The following is a 24094-nucleotide window of genomic DNA, read 5'->3' on the forward strand; positions in this document are numbered from 1 at the left end:
GCATCACCCCGGGCACAGCCTCTGGATGGGCGGATAACATTATCTCAACCATACAAGGACGTCTGTCCGGGAACATTGGCTCTCGCGCTTTGTTGTGGTGGTGAGAGGCCGGAACGCGGCCTCCATTTTTTTAAAGCGCCCGACCTTTAACCTGAAACATATCCGGCAGCCTTGAAGTAGTTCCAGCATTCGTCCTGGGAATAGAGATCGCAGATTTCCGAGAGAGCCTTGAACATGTCGGTGAAGGTTCGCGCGCCGATCCTGCGCAGATGTGCCTTGAGTTTCGAGAAGGCCATCTCGATCGGGTTCAGGTCGGGGCTGTAAGGCGGCAGGAACAGGAACCAGCATCCGGCTTCGCGCATGGCTTTGGCGGCGGTGGCGTTCTTGTGCGTAGCGAGGTTGTCCAGGATGACGACGGTGCCTGGCTCCAGTTCCGGGATCAGTACCTGCTCGACGTAAGCGGCAAAGGCTTCGCCATCCATCGCACCTTTGATGACCCACGGGGCGATCAGCGTCCCTGCGCCCAGACCCGCGATGAAGGTCTGCGTGCCCCATGATCCAAAGGGCGCGTCCATCACCAGCCGCTCGCCCCGCCGAGACCAGCCTCGCTGGCGGGTCAGGTTGGTTTTGACGGAGGTTTCGTCAATAAAGACAACGCGATCCGGTCGGGCCGCGACGGCTGGCAGGCGATGCTTGATCCAGTCCTCGCGTTGTTTCCTTACCCGTGCGCGCCGCCGCTCGGTTGCGACCAACGACTTTTTTGTACGTGAAGCCGAGCTTGCGCAGGAACCGTCCAATCGCATCCGGGTGCGCCTGAACACCGGTCGCATCCGCCAGCGCACCGGCCAGTTCGGGCATGGTCATGTCGCCGTCCTGATTGATCAGTTCGATGAGAAACGAGCGATGAGGATCAAGCTTGCCCTTGCCCCGAGGCCGACCTTGCGGGGAAGCGCATGCGTGTCCCCTTCGTCGGATCGCAAGGCTCCAACGCGCCCCAGTGGCAGGTGAAAGCTTCAGGCGCAACGCCGCCGCCCGCCCGCTCAACCCTTCTTCAATCAATCTCTGAAATCGCGCTCGAAGCGCATCCGGCAAAGGTGCTGACATGATCCATCCTCCCAAACAGGATGAATCACAGATCAGCCCTCAAGGGAATCTATTCCGATTCAGGTTTTGCGTCGGACGCTTTAAACAAGCGCTTTCGCATTGGAGGAGGATGACATGAAACGCACCACAAAACTCGTTACTATGGCTGCAATCTGCACCGGATTGGCTGGCCCGGCCCTTGCAGAAGCCCATATGGATTTGAGCTCTTGGCCGGAAGCTTCGCAGGAAGCTGCGCAGTATATGATGGAAACCTATGGGGAGCCCGCGCATGTTACCGACCACGAGCTGGTCTGGTATGATACCGGTCCTTGGAAGAAGACAGTAATTTACGATGAGGCGACGACGCACAACTTTCCTGTCGAGCATCCCGACGTAATGCAGCAGTGGATTGAAATGGATGTCCCGGACGACATGTTCGACGACCTTGCCCGCTATGATGGCAGCGTTGTCGTCAACAAGACAGAGGCGATGATTTCGGCTCGATGCGACAAGGAAGGCGCGAACTTCCTCGCCATCAATCTGGCCCACGACATCATCCAAGGCAACAAGACCGTCGAGGAGGCGCGCCAATACTATGGCGAGACGATCCAGCAGGTCATGAACGGCGAGACGCCAGAATACACACAAGGGTTCATCTTCGAGCCTACAAGCGAGAATCTTTCAAACCCAGATGAGAGCATTATTGAGAAGTGAGCTAAGCGGCTGACGTCAGCCGCCAGTCTTTCGTTTGAGCCGAAAAAAGGGCGGGGCGTTAGCCTTGCCCTTTTTCATTGGAGGACGATGATCATCGAGAGATCGCTATAAGCGGCGCACCGGTTACGGTCGTGAAAAAACGTTCCGGTCGTTCTCCCCCGCTTCTCTCAACGCCGCACAAAAGACAGCCTTTGGCGTCTTCTCTCCCGGTCTTTCAGACTCCCGTGTCGGTCATGCTGGGTGTGGCATGTCAAAAGCGGAGACCAGTCATTGGCGCACTTGCAGCGAAAGCCCGTCTGTCCGCTCAGCTCCTTGCCGAAATGCGGAACGCCGAGGTCAAGTTAACCCTATTGGTCATATGGTTTAGCGCGACGCTACTGTGGCCGCATACGGAAAGTGTTAAATTCCTATCTATAAAGTTATTACACGTGACGCAGCCGGCCCAGACCCTGCCATTGGCTTGATGGTCGAACGCTGCGATGCAGCTTCACGATATCGGCCATTCATCCCTCGCGCATCATTTTCGAAGGTGAAGGTCGGCAGAGCGGACAAAGGAAGCATCCGCTCGAGTTATCTCCGTCTCATCATGCAGTTTCTCGAGGAGCTGGACCGCGTGTGAGAGGTCACGTCCGTTATCCGCGCCTCATCTCGCGATCGTCTTCAAAATGACCTCTGCGGCCTCCTTCGGGCGGTCCCATTGCGGGAAGTGGCCACACCGCTCGAACCAGTGCAACCGCGCGGTGGGGAAGGCCGCTTGTGCGCGCTCCGCCTGACGTGGCAGCAGAAGACGGTCCTGACGGCCCCAGCCAATCGTCACGCGGCCCGGAGGTGTGGCGGTCCCCTCCTGCAACGGACCACGTGCCAGTTCGCGCAGCATCGCGTCGAACACGTCCGTCTCGGCTATGGCCGTCAGCTCGTTCCGGACCAGCAGGGGATCGAGGGCACCGGGCCTCGCCGACAGTTGCGCGAGCAGAACGGCCCGCGCGACGCGGCTGTGCGAGAGCGCCGGAATGCGCCGCCGCAGGAGGCGCACCAGCCGGACCGAGGCGGCAAGCGTGGAGCGGAACCACGCCGTCTCCCAGCCGCGCCAGAAACCGCCCGGATCATAAGCGACCGTGTGGCCACCGATGCCGCGCCGTGCCAGTTCCAGCACCAGCCGCGCGCCGACAGAACTGCCGACGGTATCGACGTCGGCGAGCCCGTTCCGGTCGATGAAGTATTCGAGCGCGTCCGCATGGGCGGCGATCGTCTGGCGCCCCAGAAGCGCCGGAGACCCCCGTGCCCAGGCAGATCGACCAATATGACCTCGCGTCCGCGAGCAAGCATCGGCAGGATGCCGTCCCAGGACCGGACGCTTCCACCCAGCCCGTGAACCAGGAGCAATGGTGGTCCGGCACCGTGACGTTCGCAATTCAATTCCATGCTCAAGGAACGCTCGGCAGCGAAACTGGTTCCGCCGGTTGTGCTGGTAGCCGACGGGTCGTCGTGCCGACGGCGACGTGCAGCGGACGCGCATATTCCGGTCCTCCTGCGCATCGCCGCCGCCGATGCCCCCGCGCAGCAGATATCGATTCCTGACCCCTGTGCGGTCGTCTCGCCGCAGTCAAGGACGGCCCGAACCTGCTGTTCGCGCTACACCCACGTGCTGCTCCGCAAGTTTCCCGAAGCAGACATTGATGCGCGCCCAGCATGATCAACGCCTGCGGTGCGCGCGCCGGGCCTTTCTGCCGTTCTCCGCGGCGCCGGGATACAGGGGCGAAACTGAGGGTAACATTCAATGTCCTGCGCCTAACCACCTGGAGGACGCGATAGACGCACACCAGTCGACGCTATAGGAGCCCGAGCCTCGCGTGGCAGAGGAGTGGCAGCGCCGCAGAAACTGCGCCACCTTTAGTTTCCTCTCAAAAAGCTCAGTCCTTCGCCGTGACGTGCATGACCGAGCCGTTCTCGAAATCCGTCAGGAACACGATTGAGCCGTCATCCAGCACGTCGCCCCCGGCAGGCCCGTGCTCGAGCACGAAAAGGCTGCCATCGGGGGCCAGATCGGCGCCCTGCATGTTGCGGTGGCCCAGCGACCAGATCGCGTCGTCGCCCTCGCGGCCAACGAAAGGATTATCCTCGGGGATCGAGCCGTCGAGGTTCACGCGGATTACCTTGCCGTAGGTCCGAGCGAGATCCTGTGCGTATTCGCGATACTTCTCGGTGAAGCGCTCCCCCGTGGTGATGAACACAGTGCCGTCGCCACGGAAGACCAGACGCGAGCCGTAATGCATCGCTGCGTCTGAGGGCGGCGATTGGACCCAGATGTCTTCGACTTCTGTCAATTGGGTCATGTCATCGGACAGCCGGCCGCGCGCTGCCGCTGTGGCGGACATGCCGTCGCCCATGGGCTTGGAATAGGTGAAGTAGACCATGCGATCAGTGGCAAATTCCGGCCCGGCCTTCACGTCCAGCAGCCCGGCCTGCGTGGCCCAGCCGGTTTCGGGCGCCTCATTGTAGACCTCGGGCACGCCTTCGATGGGAGCGTGCACGGTGCCGTTGGCGGTGACGTGGCGCAGGCGGCCGGGCCGCTCTGTCACCAGGAAGGAGCCGTCGGGCAGCTGGTCGATGCCCCAGGGGTGGACCAGCCCGCCGGCCAGAAGTTCGGTCGAGGTCTCGGCGCTGCCTTCGACCAATTTGGCGCGGAACTGGGCGTCGTAGGCCGGCGCGAAATCGGTGTTGCGATTGCCACGCGTGAAGGTCACCTCTGTCTCGCCATGGCCTGGCGCCGCCGCGACGGGCGCAGCCATGGTTACAAGCAGCGCGGCAAGTGTGGTCTGGCGTGTTCCCTGCATCGGAATGCTCTTCCTGTTTCGTTGATCTAACAAGGTGGCCCGATACCGAAACGCGTCACTGACCCGAAATGTTCCTGCAGGGCTGCCGTGTATCCGGCCTGTTCGCGCGGCGATGGCCGCTGGCCCAAATGCACTCCGCAGATCGACTCGTCAGCCCACCCCGTAGCGAGATGCGGTCAAGTCTGATCGAGCCCCGACCGCGCCGGATCACCGATCCGCGCAACGTCTGCTTGAACATCTGCACTAGTTCGCTCATATTTACTGTCCAGTAAGGTTAACTCCAATTTCCTTATATTCACCAAAAGGTCAATCTTTACTGCTCAGAAAATAAACGAGTAATTCCAGTCTTTCTGACGATGTCATGCATATGGGCTTCAGAATGGTATTGAGTGCGCGCTTTAACTGTTCGCTATTTTCAGTGCTTACAACGCCGACATTCGTGTGTTTTCAGAGAGGCCCTAACTTAACCTTGGTTTCTTCAGCAGTGTACGCCAATCGAGGCTCTTGTTCGAAATATCCTGCGCTATCTTGAAGGCATAGCCGCGGTGATTACTGATCGTCTCAGTGCGCTCCAAGAGGTACCCTAAGATCATAAAACTAAGCGCTGGACCAAAGTCCTTGATTGAAAACCAAATGTTCCCGAGGTTGAGATATCCGGCTATATCGTCCAATAAGCGATGGCACTGCTCCTGGTTCTTAGCAAATCTGAGTTCTGCGCAGAGCCTTGGATAGGCCCGCTCCATCTCTTCTTGGCCTACTTCAATCTGAAAAGAAGTTTCTTCTTTAACATACTGAGTCTTGGAAGTCTCTTTATGCCCCTCAATTTCGGGGTCAGTGGTCTTCAATTTATCTGTTTCTGCACAGGTTATTTTCGAGATTTCCGCAGTGATTTCAGAAAGAAGATCGCTCAAAGCTTGCTTATCTGGTTGGCGTCTCAAAAGGTTGCGTGCCTTTGATAGGAGGCTCTCGCCCCAATTGGCGGGCATGAGATGTGCTTTGAGGTTGCTCAGGGCTGCCGAGCACATGTCTCTGAGCCGTCCCAGCTCGTTTTGCTGATCCTGGTGGTCTTGCGCCATGCGCATGAACTCAGGATAACGCTCTGCGAGTGGCAAGAGTGACAGGCCTGTTGCAAGGACAATGCTGCCTTGGCGATCTCGGCGTGCCCACCGTTTGCCATTACCGCTCGATCGCCGCGTCAGCAGGCCCAAGGACACCAGTTTCGCAATGTGGCGCTCAACGGTCTGGATGCTGACATGAGCGCGTTTTGCGAGGGAGGCATTTGACGCAAAGCAAATATGCCCCTCGTCGCGCGTGGCATCAACCTGATCTACACGTAGGAACGAGATCATCGCTCTCAGAAGAGAGATGGACGTGCCTTTCAAGCCGAGGGGTTCCCGGATGTCTTCGATTGTTTTGAGGAGTTGCCATTTGTTTTTGGCAATACCTCCCTGCCCCGTCGCTTTGCGCGACGAGCGTGCTCCAGCAGGAGCCATTCCTTGAATTGTTCTCATAATTGGCCTGCAGGCAAAGATTTCCCGTTCACCCAAGGGCGTTTTTTATTGCTTAGCGATTCGGTGACTGCTACGTTTCAGGTGTCTAATCTGAGAAGCGTAGAAATGCGTTACAGCCCTCGAAGCTTCGGTTTCGGGGGTTTCTCTTTGCTTACGTCCTCCTTTGTTGCTCTAACCTCTGGTGTCATCCGCAGGGTTTACAGCTGTAAACTCCTGGTAGGATTTCTTGATGATGTCCTCGAGCTCACGGTCGAGCCACTCAGCAAAAGCTGCGTTCTCCCCTGCCCTTTTGATAGACATCCCGATTGTTGCGCGTCCCGATTTGATGGTGACGCCTGGGACCGGTGTTGCCTCCCTGCCCTCGCTTGGACGCGCTCCACGACGCGTAATCTCTCTCATAAGCTGCTCAAGGCGGTCATCTGACGACAGCTCATCACTCAACTTTGACAGGATTGCGAAGGATGATGATGCATTGACCTTCTTGGATGCGAAGGCTTCGGCCAAGGCGGTCCACTTTGGGCGGCCCGACTTTGGAGCGGCTCCAATTTGATCGCCGACATGGTCCGGGATATTGTCCGTAACCTTGGTCAGGTGAGAAAGCCCTGACGCGGACAGGCTCAGAACCTGCCGAACAGTTTTGGTGTTGTGACCTGCCGCTTGAATGACGGCTGCAAACCGAGCCTTTTCATAAAACGACAGGTTGCGACGTGCGGCATTCTCAAGGCCTTTGGCGAGAAGGGCTGTGGCGTCATCGAGATCTTGAACGTTGGCGCGGACTTTCAGCCCAAGGTCTCGGCAGGCGCGCAATCTTCGGCGCCCGTAGATGATTTCAAATAGGCCCTCGGTCCCTGCCCTTCGCACCAAGATTGGAACTTGTTGGCCGCCGTCCTTGATGCTGGATTTGAGGGTTTCATAGCCGTCGCCATCATCTTCGGAGTTTACAGCTGTAAACCCGTCTAGGCGGTCCTTGGGGCCCCAATCGACGATGAGTGACGGATCCAATTCGCGAATGGCTGACAGCGACCCTTGCAATGCGCCCAAGGCGGGTGCTGTGGTCTTTGTGGTTCGATCTTTGGGTTGCGGGCTGGAATTGGCAATTGTTTTGGCAATTCCGCTTAAATCCTGAAGTGATTTACGTGCCATCAGCTACGCCCCCATGCTTGGTGAATCATTGCTTCAACTTCGCTGCCAACAGCATCCATCGATTGTTTGGCCCGGTCATAGGTCGCCCGTGTCATCTCAGAGCGGACAACTTCGTAGATTGATTGTTTGAGCATCGTGGCATCACTGATTGCGGTGCTCTTGAGCGCCGTGGCCGCCATGACGCGATCCATAAAGAGAGCGCGCATGAACGAGGTCAATTGTTGTGACGGCATGTCTGTTGGCTCGTCGCGTGTGATGAGGAATTTGAAGTGATCATATTGGAGCGCGGCTCCTGCATCCTCAATGACGCCCATATAGGCACCGGCAAGCTCGAGAAATTGCGCAGTGGATGACACATCGAGCATTGAGGGCGTGAGAGGAACGATAAGGGATGTCGCTGCGGCCATGCCGGAGATCGTCAGGAAGCCCAGCTGTGGGGGCTGTCCATCAAGACAATGTCATACTGGTCTTCAACCTGGGCCAATGCATTGCGAATGCGCAGGAAGAAGGGCTGGTCAGGATTTGAGTTTACCGCTGATTCAGTCTCGAATTCGGACAGTAGCAGGCGTGCCGGAGCAAGCGACAGTCCCGGAAAATATGTGGGCATGATGACTTCAGAAAACGGCACCGGATCATCGTATCGGATGGCGTCATAAACGGTGAGGCCATCAAACTCAATCTCTGGGTTGATGCCGCACATTGAGGTTAGCGACCCTTGTGGGTCCAGGTCAACAACAAGCACCCTGTAGCCATGAAGTGCGAAATAGTGGGCCAGGTGAATTGTCGATGTACTTTTGCTGCTGCCGCCTTTGAAGTTCATCAACTGCCAGACTTGCAATCGCTCGCCTTCTTTGCGTCCAGGGACGTATCTGCCCTTTGTTCGAGACGCAATCTCAAGGATTTGGCGGGCTTCCCACAGTTCATGGGCACTGTAGTAGCGGCGGCCAGCGCGAACGTCTTTTGGCTCCGGGACCGTGCCTTCGCCGTGGACTTTACGCATGAACTGGCCGGACACGCCGAGCAATTCTGCGGCCTCTGGGGCCGAGAAGGGGCGCAGTGATTTTGTGTTGTCGGGCGCGAATGCAGAGAGTAAATGTTCGCGGATGGCACGGTTTAGCCGCTCGGAAATATCCGTTGCTAACTCTGATGGTCGGTCTGTTATACTCAGTGTCGCGGGAATCATCTGGTTGCCCCAATTTGCTCAATGTGGCTCTTTTCGCGCCACTTGGGGATAAAAGGTGTGATTCACCTCTCTAAGTCAACGATTTTCTTATATTTAGTGTCTAACACGTCGTAATGCGCAAGATGAGACACTAGGAACTATCTGCTAATACGGTCAAAGTTTACAACTGTAAACTCATCGGAAGGGCATCATTGGCTTGTCTGGCGATCGGGTTTGGTGGCCCACCTGAATCGGTCAAAAGACCAATGCCGCAATTGTTCCACATCGGAATGGTATTTCGCGATAGCGATTCCGCGCGAATAGCGCCGGGCTTGAACGGGCAGGGGGCTGGTCCCCGTCTTTTCAGGTCAATCTCGCAAGATTGGATCCTGCGGAATCTTGGATCGGATGTCCTTCAATAGCAAAAATGGCTCCGCTGCAGCGAAGCCAGTTGATCCTCACCACAAGGATTGGGTAGGGCAGGACGCCTGTCAGCGCCCCGCCTCTTGTTTACACCATGCCTTCGGGAAACCACGTGTCGATGCGCTTGGCTTGAGCTTCGGTGATGCTGTGCGCCTTGCGCATTTCGGAATCGCTAAACAGCGCCTCCATCTTTTCCGTCTTTTCACTATTTTTCAGCTTGGTGAAGGTAGTAGCGGTTGGGTGATCCTCGGGCAGGTCCAGCAGATCGCGTCAGAGATTGACGTGGTATGGCCCGCCGACACGATCAAGAAGTTTGCCGCTGTTGGCGTGAAGATTTTACGGGTATCCGTCTGAACGGCTTTATCGATCACGTGACCGGTGTTGGGTGTTGTCACGTTAACGGGCGTGAGGTTGCTGGTTCATTGGATCTGGGCGTAGGCGGCATCGATGCAGACATTGAAAATCAACTACAAGCGCCACCGGTTTCCGCCCCAGATCATTGCTCATGTTGTCTGGCTCTACGTCCGATTCAACTTGAGCCTGCGCGAGGTCGAGGAGCTGATGCTGGAACGTGGCGTGGACGTTTCGTATGAAACGATCCGACGCTGGACCGTCAAGTTCGGCCCCCTGATCGCCCACGTTCTACGGCGACGGCAGCCGCGCCCTGGCGATGTCTGGCATCTGGACGAAGTCGTTGTGAAGATCGCGGGCCGGTCATACTAGCTGTGGCGCGCGGTTGATCAACACGGCGTCGTTCTTGAGGAAATCCTTCAATCGAGACGAGACAAGCGCGTCGCAAAGCGGCTTTTGCTCAAGCTGATAAAACGGTGGGGCTTCGTGCCCAAAAGGATCATTACGGACAAACTGCGCTCCTATGGTGCCGCCAAACGTGAGGTGACTCCCGGCCTTGATCATTGGTCACATAAGGGGCTCAATAACCGTGCTGAGAACAGCCATTTGCCTTTCCGAAAACGAGAGCGAGTAATGCAGGGCTTCCGATCACCGGGCGGACTGCAGCGGTTCGTCTCTATGCAGTCCGCAACCCGCAATCATTTCTCTGTCCCAGCCCGCCGTCGGTCCGCTCACACCATCCGCTACCATCGGCTCGAAGCTTTCGAGGCGTGGAAATCCGCGGCAATTGCCCCTTGATCAACGATCGGCATGCCAACTTGAAAAGTCGGCGAGTTAACGTGACAACACCCGCATGGGTATTGGCGGCACTTGAAGGGGCTGTGCGCTATCCCGAAGCAATCCCCCGTGCTTTGGGGCTGGACCTCTATAAGCTGGTTGAGGGACGGCCCGACGCTGCCCGACGTATTGTAGAACAACTGGACGGGCTTCCTGACCGAGACAAGGATGCCGAGTTGGGGGTGCTCCGAAATGCGCTGTCCGTGGAAAAAAAGACAGGATCAAAGGGAGGGAAATCGGTTTCGAAAACCTCGCTCAGAATGGGCCGGCCGGAGGGTGAGGCCCGGGTGACCGCTTTGGATGGGAAGAAGGTCGAGTTGCGGTTGGAGCGCGACTTCTCGGCCATACCAAAGGCGCGGCTTCAGCAAGGCATTGAGGCTTTCTTAGCCGCCCTCGACGCGAAAGATTGAAGAGGCGGTTCCCCGCCACCGCGGGGAACCACCGTCGGGCAGCGGCCGCTTTTAGGCCAGCCATAGGTTCAGGCCGATGCGATGTCGCGGATAATCTTGGCGAAAGCCTTTAACGGCTCGGTGCGCTGTTGGATCACTGAATAGGCAATCACGTAGTCGAAAGTGACTTCCGGGTGGAAGGGCCGCACCACCACCCCATTGTTCCGCCACGCACTTGCCGCGAAAGGTTCGATCAGACCAATCGCTAGGTTTTCAGCAATCAGACTGTAGCCCGTGTGCGACGTCTGGATGCCGATGCTTTGGGCGTAATCCACCCCCGCATCCGTCAGCGCTTTAGCGACAAGGTTCCAGTTGGTTAGCCCACTGGGCAGAATCCTCAGCACCCGTTCCCCACGGAAATCCTGAGGCGTGACGACCTCCTTTTTCGCCAATGGGTGGCTCTCATGGACAGCGCAGACATGAGAGGTAGTGACCAGTGGCTCTTGTACGACGCCCGGCGTTTCGGGGAAGGCCAGTGTCACCGCGAGATGGGTCAGATGGCTGCGCAATCGGTTTACGATTTCGGAAGAGGAAAAACTGTCGATGACCAGATCGACTGACGGGTAGAGCGTTTGAAACTGGCGAACGGCGGGCGGAAAGAAATGGGTGGATAGGGCAGGGGTGGCGCAGACCTTGAGGTCGGCGGGTTTGTCGGTCCTGATCTGTTCGGCGATCCGGTCAAGCTGATCGAGACCGACATGAAACTTTTCGACCCCCTGAAAGAAGCGGCCTGCGGCCTCGGTCGGGAGCAAGCGGCCCCGGACGCGATCGAACAGGCGGAAGCCCAAGGCCGCTTCCAAGTCTCCGATCAGGCGGCTGACGGCGGGCTGCGAGACAGCCATGATCTCGGCGGCGCCGGTGATGGTACCGGTGATCATGACGAAACGAAACGCCTCGATCTGACGAAATTGCATGATGTCGGTCCCCCTAAGGCCTCAAAACTGCCCGGTAAATCATGGCTCCATAACATTCACACATAGCTTCATGTGTAAATACGATTTGTTGGTATGGCTTTTGTTCGCATAGCATTCCTTAACCAACCAACAGGGGGAGCGCGGTGTGAACGAACAGAAGACTGTGATTGTCGCCGGCTATGGCGCCTGGGCGAAGGCAGACAACAATCCTGCCTCTGAAACGGCCAAACGCGTGGCGGGACTGGATTGGGGTCATCACCGCGTTGTTCATCTTGAAGTGCCGGTACGCACGCAGGGACTTATGTCTTTTCTGACGGATGCAATCGGGAAATACGCGCCGGATCACTGGCTGGGCTTTGGCATTGCGCCAGGGGCCTGCGGGATTCGGCTGGAGGCTTTGGGGACCAATTGGCGGTCCTTCGATGTGCCCGACAATGACGGGTTGACGCTGGCACATGAGGCGACTGTGTCTGGCGGCCCTGCAGCCTATGATGCAACGGTGCCAAACGGGCGCATTGTCACGGCTTGTCGCGACCAAGGGATTCCGGCGGCAATTTCCTATTCTGCCGGCAATCACCTGTGCAACCAGATGCTTTATACGACCCTCCATCTTGTTGAGACGGGTGTCGCGCAAATGAACTGTGGCTTTATGCATCTGCCGATGACGCCCGAAATGGTGGCGGCTGAAGATGCGGAGAAGGAGATGCGGCCTTCGATGGCGCTTGAGATGATGGCGCGGGCAGGGGGGTCGCCGTGAAAACCTTGCTGGAGGAGCCGAACGGTGACTGACCCGATCCTAAAGCTCGAGCATCTTCACAAACGCTTTGGCAGAGCGACGCCGGCGCGGGACTTCTCGATGACGGTCGAACGCGGCGAATTCTTTACCATGCTGGGGCCCAGCGGTTCGGGTAAGTCGACTGTGCTGCGGATGATCGCGGGGCTGGAATACCCCGACAGCGGCAGCATTGTGATCGACGGGCGCGACATGACGTCGGTGCCGCCTTGGGATCGGCATCTGGGCATGGTGTTCCAGCAGTATGCGATCTTTCCGCATCTCGACGTCGCCGGAAACGTGGGCTACGGGCTGCGCCGCGAAAACCTAAGTCGTGAAGAGACGGCCAGCCGAATTTCTGAACTTTTGACGCTGGTGGGGCTGGAGGGCTACGAGAGCCGTAACGTGAACCAGCTTTCGGGCGGCGAGCAGCAGCGCGTAGCCATCGCGCGGGCTTTGGCGCCGCGCCCGGCAATTCTGTTGCTGGACGAACCTCTCTCCGCCCTCGATGAAAAGATCCGCCGCGAGATGCAGGACGAGTTGCGCAGCATCCAGCAGCGCACGGGCACGACATTCATTTATGTCACCCACGACCAAGAAGAAGCGCTGACCATGAGCGACCGTGTCGCAGTGCTAAACGAGGGGCGCTATGTCCAATGCGACCGGCCGGAACAGATCTTCCACCGCCCGCGCACGCCTTTCGTCGCCCGCTTTTTCAGGGGCTGTAATCTGCTTTCGGCCGATCTGGACGCGCAGGGTGAAGAGGTGCGCATGACCCTCGCCGGGGAAAGCCTGATGATTGATCGCCGGGGAGGCGCACGGACAGCGGCATGGTGGCGGTGCGGGGCGAGGCCATTCAGGTCCGGCCCGTTGCTGAGACGGCGGGGGCACCGGCAGGTGACGGGTTGACGCTACGCGCAGAAGTTACCGGCGTTTCGTTCCGGGGTCTTACAGCAATATCGAACTGCAACTGCCTAACGGGCAGTCCCTCACGGCGATCCATGCCGCGCAGAGTGATCATCGGGTAGGCGATGAGCGCGCTATTCATATTGCGGCGGATGACCTGATCGTTCTTGAGGCAGACAGCGACTAGGGATCGAGCGAGACCTGAAGCACAACATTTTCTGGGAGAATGACATGACACATAAGACCACGACTTTCGGCGGATTTGACCGTCGCGCTTTCTTGCGCAGCGGTGCTGCGCTCGGTGCACTTTCTGTAACGGGCCTGCCGGCCTTCGCCCAAGCGGGGCATGAGATCACCATTGCGGATATCGGTGTGGGCGATCCGGGGGCGACTGGAGCCGGTTCAGCGATGCCACGGGCCATAGCGTCAACATGGTCTCGATTGGCAACGCACCAGCGGCGATCATTAACCAGCTGCTTGCCGGGGGCGGCATGCAGACCTTCGACATCATCAACATCGTGGGCGGCATGCAAAAGCCCTTGGCGGAAGCGGACCTGATCCAGAAGATCGACCGCTCAAAGCTGCCTAACCTCGAGACCAATACCTATATCGACAAGTATCTTGCTAAGGGCACACCCGGCTTTGACTTCGTTGGCTACGAAGGTGAGCTTTACGGCGTGCCAACGGTCCTTCAGGCGGATTCATTTGCCTATCTGCCCGACGAAACCGGGGAGTTGGACAGCTACGGCGCGCTGTTTGATCCCAAGTTCCGCGGCTATGTGTCGATCGAGGACAACTATACGACAGCCGGTCAGAAAACCGCGCTCTACCTCAAGGCCAATGGGCTTGCGGAGATCGAAGACCCGTCGGACATGTCCGAGGGCGAGTTGAAGACGGTGATCGATTTCCTCATCGAGAAGAAGAAAGAGGGGCAGTTCCGAGTTATCTGGTCGAGCTTTGAGCAGGCGGTGAACTTGTTGGTCAGCAAAGAGGTGCACGTCATGGATTGCTGGGAGCCGATGGTTTTCGTGGCCAATTCGCAGGGTGCCAATGTCCGCTATGCTGCCCCACGCGAAGGCTATCTGATGTGGGCGATGGCGGCTTATATCGTCAACAACCCCGAGCGCAGCGCCGAGCAGACCGAGGCGGCCTATGCCTTGCTGAACTTCATGCTGGGGCCATGGTACGGCGCCAAGATCACCGGGCTGCGCGGCTATATGACCAACCCGACCGCACCGCAGTTTGCCCGCGACAACAGCGATGCCTTCACCACCGAAGAGGCCGAGAAGATCGCCGCGATCGACAGTGGGGTGCAGGACCGTTTCGCCACTGGCGGCACCTGGCAGAACCGCTGGCCGACCAATGTCGACCTCTATGAGGAAGAATGGCAGCGGTTCAAGGCGTCGTAATGCGTCGGTGGGGCAGGGATATGTCAGAGCTTTGCGAAAGGACGCGACCATGAATATTGCGCGACACAGCCAGACGCTGTGGAAACTCGCCCTTGGCATTCCGCTCGCCCTCGTGGCGCTGATGATCCTTGGCCCCATCGTGATCATGATCATCGTCAGCTTCTGGTCCAAGACCGGGCTGACGATGGTGCCGGACCTGACGTTGAAGTCCTATGTAACCTTTCTGGGCGGGGTCCGTTTCGATGTGTTCCTGCGCAGTCTTTGGGTGGCGACGACGGCGACGGCGGTGATGCTGCTGCTGGCCTATCCGCTGGCCTATATCATCACCCGCAAAGTGCGGGCATCGCTGACCGGAACGGTATTGTTTTTGTTCTCGGTGCCGTTTCTGGTGAACTTCGTCATCCGCACCTTTTCGTGGTCAGATATCCTTAGCCGCAGCGGGGTGGTGAACTCTTTGCTGATGCAGGCCGGGGTGATCGACGCGCCGATGGACTGGCTGCTGTTCAGCACCTTCGCGGTCTATCTCGGGCTCGTCACCGCCTATATGCCTTTCATGATCTTTCCGATCTGGCTTTCGCTCAGCGGGGGTGAAAAGCGCCACGAAGAGGCCAGTTGGATGCTGGGCGAGGGCCGGTTCCGCACCTTTCTGCGGGTCACCTTGCCGCTGTCGCTGCCCGGTGTCTTTGCCGCCGCGATCTTTGGGTTCGTCGGTGCCTTTGGCGAATTTGCCGTCTCTACCATTCTGGGCGGGACCGGATACCAGCTTTTGGGCAATTCGATCATGAGCTCGCTGGACGTGGTGAACTATCCACTGGCCGCCGCCATGTCGACATTTTCGATCCTCGTGATGCTGCTGCTTTTGGCCGCGTGGTTCTACTTCTTCGACCTGAGGCTGTTCTTGGGTAAAATCATGGGGCGCGGCTGATGGACAGAAGCAATACACAACGGTCGCGTGGCGCGCTTGTCTTAATGTGGCTGTTTTTAGGGGCAGTGCTGCTGTTTCTTTACGCGCCGCTGTTGCCGCCACTGATTCATTCGTTCCGAGATACCGAGGCGAACGGGCTGTTCGCCAACTACACCGCCATTCTGGACGACCCAAGGTTGATGGGCGGGGTGGTCAACACCCTGATCATCGGGGTGGCGGTGGCGGTGATCACGCCGCTTCTGGCGCTGGCGGTGGCGCAGGCGATCCGCGAATGGGGCAAGCCGCGGCTGCTCTTGTCGCTGGTGCTGCTGCCGCTCTTCGTGCCGGGGGTCAGCATGGGGGTGGCCACGGCGATCTTTTTCAAGACATTAGACATTGATCCTTCGCTGCTGACCATGATTGCCGTTCAGGTGCTTTGGGCGCTGCCCTTTGCCACGTTGATCATCATGACCGTGATGTCGAGTTTTGAGGGCGCCTATCTTGAGGCCGCTTACCTGTTGGGATCGAACCGTTTTCAGGCGTTCTGGAACATCGAATTGCCGCACATCCGACCCGGATTGGGGGCGCCGCGGCCTTTGCTCTGATCCTTTCGTTCAATGAGACGATCCGTACATCCATTGTGCAGGGGCGTCACAATACGCTGCAGACCTATCTATGGGCGCAGTATAAACAGGTGGGGCTGAGCCCGACACTTTATGCGCTGATGACGCTGTTGATCCTCGTGACATTGCTGGTGATGTTGCTGCTCGTGCTTAAGGCACGCGGCGGGACTTCATCGGCGGCGGCTGAGAGCCGGTAGTCTTAGCGCAGGGAGGCAAAGAGAGATGGACCGATCGCATCATAGACCGAAGGCGCCCAGCGTTCGAGGACGTGGGCGATATGCTCGGAAATCACGCGTTCAGCCCGGTCGGGATCGCCGCAGGTCAGTGCCTCGAACAGGGCTTGATGTTCCGCATCGACACCGGCTTCTTGATAATATTGGCGGGGTACTTCGATGCTGCTGAGGGTGAAACGATGGATATGAAGCGTGCAGCGCAGCAAGACTGGGCGGAGCAGGTCCATTTCAGCGGCCGATGCCAGCGCGCAGTGGAATTCACGGTCAAGTTCCGCACCAAGAAACAGGTCGTCTTGGGCATGGGCCTGCGCCATCCGGGCCAAAAGCGCGTCCATCCGTTCCCGATGGGGGCCCATCTCGGCGACCGCGATCTTGCGGGCCACGCCACGTTCGATGGTGAGCCGAACGCGCACCATTTCAACGGCTTCTTCGAGGCTGGTCTCAGTCACCCGGGTGCCGCGATAGCCCAATCGTCGGACCAGCCCGTCATCGGCGAGGCGCAAGAGGGCTTCGCGGATCGTGCCTTGGCTACATCCGAAGACAGCGGCCAGTTCTTGTTCCAACAGTTGCTGGTCGGGGACCAGCTGCCGGAACAAAATCGCCCGTTTCAAAGCGGTATAAACCAGTTCGGATTTCCGGCCACCCACGCGCGGCAGGTCTGCGGTCAGACTATGAAGTGAAATGTCCGGGGCTGTTGACATAAATTTCGACCGCCTCTTAATATCGATATTGTTAATGAATGGTTAATCCGCTGTCCAGCTTGGGGGTATAGCAACCTACGTCACCGCGTCACCTGTCAATCCGCTGCACCGATCTTGCGGACGCAGCATTCCGAATTCCATTTGAATTATCCGAGGCAAACCCATGAACTCCCGACCGATCACCGAAAAAGACATCGAAGCCGCAGAACGCCTGATGGGGATCGCCTATACGGCCAAGGAACGCACGCAGATGATTGGGAACCTTGAGGGGCAGATTGCTTCGGCCGAGGCGCGGCGTACAGTGGAGCTGCCCAATTCGGTGCCCATGGCCTCGCGTTTCGACCCGCGCCTGCCGGGCTTCGAAATGCCCACCGCCGACGGTGTGCAAGCCAGCGAGCCCCAGCGGCCTTTGCCGGACAACGACGAAGACATCGCCTTTGCCTGTTTGCCTGAATTGGGGGTCTGGATACGTTCGGGCGTGCTGAGCAGTCGGCGGCTGACGGAAATCTATCTTGACCGGATCGAGCGTCTGAACCCGCATCTTTACTGCTACGCCACGGTGACCCGCGATTTGGCATTGGCCGAGGCAGACAAGATGGACGCCCTGACGGCAGAGGGCAAGAACCTTGGCCCGCTGCATGGCATTCCATACGGGCTGAAAGACCTCTTCGACACCAAGGACATCGTGACCGGTTGGGGGCCGAACCTTACCAACATCGGGTGCCCGAGGCCGATGCCCGCATCGTCACGCTGCTGCGCGATGCCGGGGCGGTGATTCTGGGCAAGACGACGCTAGGCGCATTGGCCTACAACGACATCTGGTATGGCGGGCGCACCCGCAATCCGTTCAACCTCGAAGAAGGGTCGTCCGGCTCCAGCGCCGGGTCGGCTTCGGCTACGGGGGCAGGGCTCTGCGCCTTCTCCATCGGGACCGAGACTCTCGGCTCGATCACCTCGCCCAGTCAGCGCTGCGGCACCACCGGGCTGCGGCCCACCTTTGGCCGGGTCAGCCGGGCAGGTGGGATGGCGCTGTGTTGGTCGCTCGACAAGGTCGGCCCGATCTGCCGCGGCGTGGAGGATACAGCACTGGTGTTGGACGCTTTGAACGGAGCCGATGCGGGGGACCGTTGCACCGTGCAGGCGCCGCTGGCCTTCGACGCCGGAAAGGGGATCGAGGGGCTGAAGCTAGGCTATCTGCCCGAGGCCTTCGCTGAGGGCGCCACCGAGGTTGATCACGCCGCGCTGGCGGCGGCACGTGAGCTTGGGATCGACGTTGTCGAAGTCTCGCTGCCCGACCTGCCTTACGGCGCGCTGATGAACATTCTCTATGCCGAAGCCGCTGCCGCCTTTGAGCCGCTCACCCTGACCGACGCCGACGACACGCTGACATGGCAGGACGAGGGCGCATGGCCCAACACTTTCCGCAAGGCGCGTTTCCTTTCGGCTGTGGATCACGTTCAGCTTGATCGGCTGCGCTATCTCGTGATGCAGGCTCTGGATGGGCTGTTTGACGAGGTTGATGCCCTGATCGGCCCCTTCATGACTGGGCCGATGCTGGTGGCGTCAAACTTCACCGGGCATCCCTGCCTGCACCTGCGCGCGGGCTTCGAACAGTTGGGCACGCGCAGCCCTGCGTCGCTTGGCGCAGGCAAGCTAACCACCGGCGACGCCGACGACAGAGGTGAAACCCACCGCGTGCCGCAAGGCATTTCGCTTTGGGGTCGGCTGTATGAAGAGGGCACGATCCTGAACCTCGGGCAAGCGCTTGAGGCAAAACTGGGCGTCGCTGCGGAACGACCAAACCTACCGAAATAACCCAAATACAACGACCCCGAACGGGGCGGATAAACAGCGGGCCCATGTGCCCGCGACCAACAAGGAGACCACCATGAAAAGAAGGCAATTTTTGAAATCCACCTCCGCCCTGCTTGGCGGCACGCTGCTGTCCTCTGTCGCGCTGCCGGCGCTGGCGCAGGCTGAGCCGGTCAAGGGCGGCACCCTAATTTGGGGCCATTCCGAAACCACACAGAACCTCGATATGCACCAGACCGGCACCGCGTCGACCGGGCGTGTTCTGCAAAATGTGCACGACTCCATCGTGACCGTGGACAAGGACCTAAACGTGATCCCGAACCTCGCGGAGAGTTACGAGATCAGCGACGACGGCACCGTCTATACGTTCAAGCTGCGTGATGACGTGATGTTCCACAACGGCAAGAAGATGACCTCGGAAGACGTGAAGTATTCCTTTGAGCGCTGCAAGGATCCGGCCACAGGGGCGGTCAACTTTGAAGTGTTCAACAATGTCACTGGCATCGAGACACCGGATGACACGACCGTGGTCGTCACGCTCGACAAGGTCAACGCGCCCTTCATCTTCCGCCTCGCCGAAAACGGCGCGGGCGTTGTCATGCCAGCCGGCAGCGGCGATGAGCAGGGCAACACGCCTATTGGCTGTGGTCCCTTCAAGTTCGTGCGCCGCGAGTTCGGCAACGAAGTGGAACTGGAGCGGTTTGACGACTACTGGGACGGGCCAGCCTACCTCGACAAGGTCATCGCGCGCGAGATCACCGAGCCTACCGTGCGCCTCACCGGGTTGCGCACCGGCGAGTTGCATATGATCAACGACATCCCCGCCGACCGCATCACCGAGATCGAGGCCGAGGAGGGGCTTCAGGTCGTGTCGTGGTTCCCGCTGAACTGGGACTTCGTGAACTTCAACCACGACTTCGAGCCTTTCAAAGACCCGAAAGTGCGCGAAGCCTTTGACTACATGATCGACAAGGAAGCGCTGCTGGAAGGCGCGCTATGGGGTCAGGGCAAGGTGACCGCTTCGCCAAGTTATCCCACTTCGGCCTCCTACAACCACGATCTGAAGCAGCGTCCGCAAGACATCGAAAAGGCAAAGGCCTTGCTGGCGGAAGCGGGCTATGGGCCGGGCGAATTGTCGGTCGTGTTCAAGGCGACGACAAACTACCCCTACCACATCGAGGCGGCGCAGATCATGCTAGAATGGTTCCGCATGGCCGGCGTTGACGCCACCATCGAGCAGCTCACATGGTCGGATTGGTTGAGCCAGGTTTGGGTCGACAAGGATTTCCAGATTTCCATGATGAACTTCTTCACCCTGTGGGAGCCGGATTTCCTGTATTACTCGATGTGGAACACCGAAGGGGCCTTCAACTACCGGAAGATTTCGCACCCCAAGGTGGACGAACTGACGGCCAAAGCTCGGGTCACCACCGATCCCCAAGCGCGGGCAGAGGTCTATAAAGAGGTGCAGAAGATCGTCCATGACGAGACGCTGGACGTGCTCTTGTGGTTCCGCAATGGCACCATCGGTGCGCAGCCCGCCGTGCAGGGGCTGGATACCATTGTGCATCCCAACGGGTCGAACCTGAACTTCCACAAGGTCTGGCTGCAAAACTGATCCGAAGTGCCGGGGCGGCGCGACCGCGCGACCGCCCCGGCACAAACGGCAAAAACACGCAGCGCCTCCGGGCCTGCGCAATCTAAAAGGGCAGGCAGGCCGTGGGCTATATCCTCAACCGCATCCTATCGATGCTTCTGACGCTGTTTCTGATCTCAGCGATCACTTTTACCGTGACGAACATCCTACCGGGTGATGTCGCGATGATGATCATGGGGACGCAGTCCAACCCCGAAGCTCTCGCCGGGCTGCGCGAGTCGCTCGGGCTGAACGAGCCTTTGGTGGTGCAATACGGGCGTTGGATCGGCGGTATGGTCACCGGCGACTGGGGCGCCTCGCTGGTGTTCAAGGAGCCGATCGCGCCTTTGTTGTTACAAAAGATGAAGGCCAGCGGGTTGATCGTGGTGATGTCGATGTCGATCGCGCTGAGCTGTGCGATCCCGCTCGGGGTTTGGGCGGCGGTGCATCCCAATCGGTGGCAGGACACCACGGCCAGTTCTGCCGCGCTTTTGGGGGTCAGTCTGCCGGACTTCTTTTGGGGCATTATGATGATCTTGCTTTTCGCACGGGGGCTGCAGTGGTTGCCGTCTTCGGGCTTTGTCGACCCAGGTACGGATTTCGCGATGGCGCTGAAACATGCGTTGCTGCCCTCGCTGGCGCTCGGCTTGGGGCTGATGGCGCATTTGACCCGGATGACCCGCGCCACCATGACCGGCATCCTGAACCAAGAGTTCATCCGCGTGGCCCGCGCCAAGGGTCTGAGCGAAAACACCGTGGTCTGGCGCTATGGTCTGACCAACGCGGTCGGCCCGGTGATGACGGTGGCCGGGTTGCAGGTGGGCTATCTGTTTGGCTCGATCATCGTGGTCGAAAGCCTGTTCAACTATACCGGCATGGGATGGCTGACCTATCAGGCGCTTTTGAACCGGGACATGCCGTTGATCCAAGCGAGCGTCTTTGTGATCGCCGCCGTGGTCATGCTCGCCAATCTGCTTGTCGACATCCTCTACGTCGTCGTTGACCCGAGGGTTCGCCTGTCATGAAATTGCCTGCTTCTTTCCGAACCTCCAAGGGAATCTTGGGTATCGCGCTGGTCGTGACCGTGCTTTTGATTGCGATCATCGCGCCGATGCTCATTCCCGACACGCTCGCCACAAAGATGGACATGCGCGCCCGGCTTTCGCCGCCGACATGGGCGCATCCGCTCGGCACCGATCAATTAGGGCGCGACTTGCTTTATCGGGTATTGCTGGGGGCGCAGACCTCGATCCTGATTGCGAGTGCCGCCGTGCTGATGTCGATTCTGATCGGCATGCCGCTTGGCCTAATCTCGGGCTATGCGGGCGGGACCACCGACAATGTGCTAATGCGACTGGTCGATACGTTGCTGGCTTTCCCGGCATTGCTGCTGGCGCTGACCATCAGCGCGGTGTTGGGGCCAAACTTGCAAAACACCATCATCGCCATCGGCATCGCCTTTGCTCCCTTTCTGGCGCGGATTATCCGGGGAGGCGCTGCGCGTGGCGCAGATGCCCTATGTCGAAGCCGCCCGAACGGCGGGCAATTCGGACCTGCGGCTGATCGTGCGGCATATCCTGCCCAACATCATGCCGGCCGTGATCGTGCAATCGACCATCAGCCTCGCCTTTGCGATCCTTGCCGAAGCGGGGCTGAGCTTTCTGGGGCTTGGCACCCAGCCGCCCGATGCCTCCTGGGGGCTGATGATCCAAGCATCACGCGACTACCTCGACCGCGCGCCTTGGACGGCGCTGGTGCCCGGTGCCGCCGTGGCGCTGACCGTGCTGGGGCTTAACATGTTCGGTGACGCCTTGCGCGATGCGCTGGACCCCAGATCAAAGGGAGGCGCGGGATGACCCTGCATGACAGACCATTGGTATCGATCGACAATCTGAGGGTCGAGTTTCAGGGCGAAGACGGCCCCATCGTCGGGGTCGAAGATGTCAGCTTTTCCATCGCGTCGGGCGAAACTGTCTGCGTGGTCGGCGAAAGCGGCTCGGGCAAATCGGTCACCTCGCTTTCGCTGATGCGGCTGGTTGAGTTTGGCGGCGGCAAGATTACGGGCGGTAAGCTGGAGTTTGCCAGCAACGCCGGGCTCCTGGATGTGGCCGAGGCCGACAACGCCACCATGCGCCGTATCCGGGGCAATGAAATCGGCATGATCTTTCAAGAACCGATGACCTCGCTCAACCCGGTCTTTACCATCGAGCGTCAAATGACCGACGGCTTGCGTATGCACATGGGGATGTCAGCAGAAGACGCCCGCGCCCGTGCGCTGGAGCTGTTGCAACAGGTCCGCATTCCGGAGGCCGAGCGTCGACTAAAGCAATATCCGCACGAGCTGTCAGGCGGCATGCGGCAACGGGTGGTGATTGCCATGGCGATGGCTTGCAAACCGCGCCTGTTGGTCGCGGATGAGCCGACCACAGCTCTTGATGTGACCATTCAGGCCGAAATCCTTTCGCTCATCAATCGGCTGAAGGCCGAGACTGGCATGGCGGTGCTGTTCATCACCCATGACATGGCCGTGGTCGCACAGGTGGCGGACCGGGTGGTGGTCATGTGTCGTGGTCAGCTGGTCGAAGAAGGGCCGGTTGAGGAAATTTTTGCCAATCCCAAGCAGGACTACACCAAGGCGCTGCTCGCCGCGGTGCCCCGGCTTGGCGAAATGCGCGGCAAGACAGCGCCCGAACCTATGCGGCTGATCGGGGACGAGGGGCGGACCATTGCGCCGGTCGTTCCGGAAACCCGCGCGCCTTTGCTGGAGGTCTCGAACCTGACCACGCGCTACCCGATCAAAAGCAGTATCCTGCGACGGGTGGTGGCGAATGTGCATGCGGTCGAGGATGTGAGCTTTACCATCGGCAAGGGCGAGACACTCGCGCTGGTCGGCGAATCCGGCTGCGGCAAATCAAGCTGCGGTCGGTCCATTCTACGGCTGTCTGAGCCGACATCGGGCAAGGTGCTGCTTGATGGCGAAGACGTGGGCGTGTTGAGCGACCGCAACCTGCGCCGTGCTTGGCGCGACATGCAGATGGTGTTTCAGGACCCCTTCGCCTCGCTCAACCCCTATATGCGTCTGCGCGATCAGGTGTCCGAACCGCTGCGGAACTTCGATCTGGCCAAGGGTAGCGAAATCGAGGACCGCGTCGCGGGATTGTTCGACCGGGTGCATCTTCCGCGCAGCTACATGTCGCGCTTTCCACACGAGCTTTCAGGCGGGCAGCGCCAACGCGTGGCCATCGCTCGCGCCTTGGCGGTGCGGCCCAAACTGATCGTCGCGGATGAGGCGGTGAGTGCGCTGGACGTGTCTGTGCAGGCGCAGGTGCTGAACCTGATGATGGAGCTTCAGGCCGAGATGGGCATTTCGTTTCTGTTCATCAGCCACGACATGGCGGTGGTCGAGCGGGTCTCGCACCGGGTTGGGGTGATGTACCGCGGCAGGCTGGTCGAGATTGGCAGCCGCGCACAGGTGTTTGAAGCGCCCCAGCATGACTACACCCGCACGCTGCTCAGCGCCGTGCCTATCGCAGATCCGACCCGCCGAAGCCTGGGCGAAGAGTTGACGTTCAAGCCAATTCCTTCGCCCGTGTTCCCGGTAGGGCACGAGCCCGGTCCGTCGGAATACGATGAGGTCGCCCCCGGTCATTTGGTCCTTAAGACGGCGCTAACTTGAG

Annotated in this window: 18 protein-coding genes and 7 pseudogenes; 16 read left to right on the plus strand and 9 right to left on the minus strand. The window is 59.1% G+C overall.

What is annotated here, in order from left to right:
* Nucleotides 1-146 precede the first annotated feature (146 nt).
* Nucleotides 147-1104, minus strand: a protein-coding gene (locus tag ACFQAU_RS21635; RefSeq protein ID WP_132446372.1) for an IS630 family transposase whose coding sequence is annotated in 2 segments (ribosomal slippage) — nt 147-761 and nt 763-1104 — 957 coding nt in all. Because the reading frame shifts where the segments join, the coding sequence is not laid out codon by codon here.
* A gap of 114 nt (nt 1105-1218) precedes the next feature.
* Between ACFQAU_RS21635 and ACFQAU_RS21640 the strand changes: the two genes are divergently transcribed.
* Nucleotides 1219-1797, plus strand: a complete 579-nt coding sequence (locus ACFQAU_RS21640) for a hypothetical protein (protein WP_132446370.1) — start codon at nt 1219-1221, stop codon at nt 1795-1797.
* A 643-nt stretch (nt 1798-2440) separates the two neighbouring features.
* Here the strand turns inward: ACFQAU_RS21640 and ACFQAU_RS21645 are convergent.
* From ACFQAU_RS21645 to repA, 6 genes and pseudogenes are all read right to left on the minus strand, one after another.
* Nucleotides 2441-3181, minus strand: a complete 741-nt coding sequence (locus ACFQAU_RS21645; protein ID WP_386285360.1) for an alpha/beta fold hydrolase — start codon at nt 3179-3181, stop codon at nt 2441-2443.
* Nucleotides 3085-3333 (minus strand): annotated as a pseudogene (locus ACFQAU_RS21650) (alpha/beta fold hydrolase); the annotation flags it as partial. The gene ACFQAU_RS21645 and the pseudogene ACFQAU_RS21650, both read right to left, overlap by 97 nt.
* A gap of 374 nt (nt 3334-3707) precedes the next feature.
* Entirely contained in the window at nt 3708-4631 is a 924-nt protein-coding gene (locus ACFQAU_RS21655; RefSeq protein ID WP_132446368.1) for a PQQ-dependent sugar dehydrogenase, read from the minus strand.
* A 458-nt stretch (nt 4632-5089) separates the two neighbouring features.
* The gene (locus ACFQAU_RS21660) at nt 5090-6178 is read right to left on the minus strand and encodes a helix-turn-helix domain-containing protein (protein ID WP_240791667.1); all 1089 of its coding nucleotides are present in this window, start codon (nt 6176-6178) and stop codon (nt 5090-5092) included.
* Nucleotides 6179-6313: 135 nt separating this feature from the next.
* Nucleotides 6314-7285 (minus strand): plasmid partitioning protein RepB, encoded by a 972-nt coding sequence (repB, locus tag ACFQAU_RS21665; RefSeq protein WP_132446366.1) that lies wholly within the window; start codon nt 7283-7285, stop codon nt 6314-6316.
* Nucleotides 7285-8468: pseudogene (repA, locus tag ACFQAU_RS21670) on the minus strand (plasmid partitioning protein RepA). Before repA ends, repB begins: the two are co-directional and overlap by 1 nt.
* 387 nt (nt 8469-8855) lie before the next feature.
* Here repA and ACFQAU_RS21675 point away from each other — a divergent pair.
* The 3 genes and pseudogenes from ACFQAU_RS21675 (at nt 8856) to ACFQAU_RS21685 (ending at nt 10468) form a co-directional block, all read left to right on the plus strand.
* Nucleotides 8856-9224, plus strand: coding sequence for a hypothetical protein (locus ACFQAU_RS21675; RefSeq protein WP_132446362.1), 369 nt, complete (start codon nt 8856-8858; stop codon nt 9222-9224).
* 93 nt (nt 9225-9317) lie between these two features.
* Nucleotides 9318-10019: pseudogene (locus ACFQAU_RS21680) on the plus strand (IS6 family transposase).
* Nucleotides 9992-10468, plus strand: coding sequence for a hypothetical protein (locus tag ACFQAU_RS21685; protein WP_386285367.1), 477 nt, complete (start codon nt 9992-9994; stop codon nt 10466-10468). The pseudogene ACFQAU_RS21680 and the gene ACFQAU_RS21685 overlap by 28 nt, the downstream one beginning before the upstream one ends.
* 68 nt (nt 10469-10536) lie before the next feature.
* Here ACFQAU_RS21685 and ACFQAU_RS21690 read toward each other — a convergent pair whose 3' ends face one another.
* Entirely contained in the window at nt 10537-11421 is an 885-nt protein-coding gene (locus tag ACFQAU_RS21690) for a LysR family transcriptional regulator (protein ID WP_132446358.1), read from the minus strand.
* A 145-nt stretch (nt 11422-11566) separates the two neighbouring features.
* On the opposite strand from ACFQAU_RS21690, the gene ACFQAU_RS21695 reads away from it, so the two are divergent.
* The 7 genes and pseudogenes from ACFQAU_RS21695 to ACFQAU_RS21725 all read left to right on the plus strand — a co-directional run bounded on the left by ACFQAU_RS21695 (nt 11567) and on the right by ACFQAU_RS21725 (nt 16232).
* Entirely contained in the window at nt 11567-12178 is a 612-nt protein-coding gene (locus tag ACFQAU_RS21695) for a pyroglutamyl-peptidase I (RefSeq protein ID WP_386285298.1), read from the plus strand.
* A gap of 24 nt (nt 12179-12202) precedes the next feature.
* Complete coding sequence (locus ACFQAU_RS21700; RefSeq protein WP_386285301.1) at nt 12203-13102, plus strand: ABC transporter ATP-binding protein; 900 nt, start codon at nt 12203-12205, stop codon at nt 13100-13102.
* Nucleotides 13103-13148: 46 nt separating this feature from the next.
* Nucleotides 13149-13286, plus strand: a pseudogene (locus ACFQAU_RS21705) (hypothetical protein); the annotation flags it as partial.
* 226 nt (nt 13287-13512) lie between these two features.
* Nucleotides 13513-14508: pseudogene (locus ACFQAU_RS21710) on the plus strand (ABC transporter substrate-binding protein); the annotation flags it as partial.
* 49 nt (nt 14509-14557) lie between these two features.
* Complete coding sequence (locus tag ACFQAU_RS21715) at nt 14558-15433, plus strand: ABC transporter permease (RefSeq protein WP_165935609.1); 876 nt, start codon at nt 14558-14560, stop codon at nt 15431-15433.
* A complete protein-coding gene (locus ACFQAU_RS21720; protein ID WP_386285306.1) occupies nt 15433-16017 on the plus strand; it encodes an ABC transporter permease in 585 nt (194 codons plus the stop codon). Before ACFQAU_RS21715 ends, ACFQAU_RS21720 begins: the two co-directional genes overlap by 1 nt.
* A 35-nt stretch (nt 16018-16052) precedes the next feature.
* Nucleotides 16053-16232, plus strand: a complete 180-nt coding sequence (locus ACFQAU_RS21725; RefSeq protein WP_386285309.1) for a hypothetical protein — start codon at nt 16053-16055, stop codon at nt 16230-16232.
* Nucleotides 16233-16234: 2 nt separating this feature from the next.
* On the opposite strand, the gene ACFQAU_RS21730 is transcribed toward ACFQAU_RS21725, so the two are convergent.
* Nucleotides 16235-16969 carry a GntR family transcriptional regulator gene (locus tag ACFQAU_RS21730; protein ID WP_132446346.1) on the minus strand — a complete coding sequence of 245 codons (735 nt, stop codon included), beginning with the start codon at nt 16967-16969 and terminating at the stop codon, nt 16235-16237.
* Nucleotides 16970-17333: 364 nt separating this feature from the next.
* On the opposite strand from ACFQAU_RS21730, the pseudogene ACFQAU_RS21735 reads away from it, so the two are divergent.
* The 5 genes and pseudogenes from ACFQAU_RS21735 (at nt 17334) to ACFQAU_RS21755 (ending at nt 24093) form a co-directional block, all read left to right on the plus strand.
* Nucleotides 17334-18784, plus strand: a pseudogene (locus ACFQAU_RS21735) (amidase).
* A gap of 73 nt (nt 18785-18857) precedes the next feature.
* Nucleotides 18858-20399, plus strand: a complete 1542-nt coding sequence (locus ACFQAU_RS21740) for an ABC transporter substrate-binding protein (RefSeq protein ID WP_132446342.1) — start codon at nt 18858-18860, stop codon at nt 20397-20399.
* A 101-nt stretch (nt 20400-20500) separates the two neighbouring features.
* Nucleotides 20501-21442: an ABC transporter permease gene (locus tag ACFQAU_RS21745; RefSeq protein WP_206054335.1), complete on the plus strand. Its 942-nt coding sequence runs from the start codon at nt 20501-20503 to the stop codon at nt 21440-21442.
* A 323-nt stretch (nt 21443-21765) separates the two neighbouring features.
* A pseudogene (locus ACFQAU_RS21750) lies at nt 21766-22273 on the plus strand (ABC transporter permease).
* The gene (locus ACFQAU_RS21755; protein ID WP_132446338.1) at nt 22270-24093 is read left to right on the plus strand and encodes an ABC transporter ATP-binding protein; all 1824 of its coding nucleotides are present in this window, start codon (nt 22270-22272) and stop codon (nt 24091-24093) included. The pseudogene ACFQAU_RS21750 and the gene ACFQAU_RS21755 overlap by 4 nt, the downstream one beginning before the upstream one ends.
* The last annotated feature ends 1 nt before the right edge of the window (nt 24094 follow it).

This window comes from Sulfitobacter profundi (genome assembly GCF_042661425.1).
Lineage (GTDB): Bacteria > Pseudomonadota > Alphaproteobacteria > Rhodobacterales > Rhodobacteraceae > Sulfitobacter > Sulfitobacter profundi.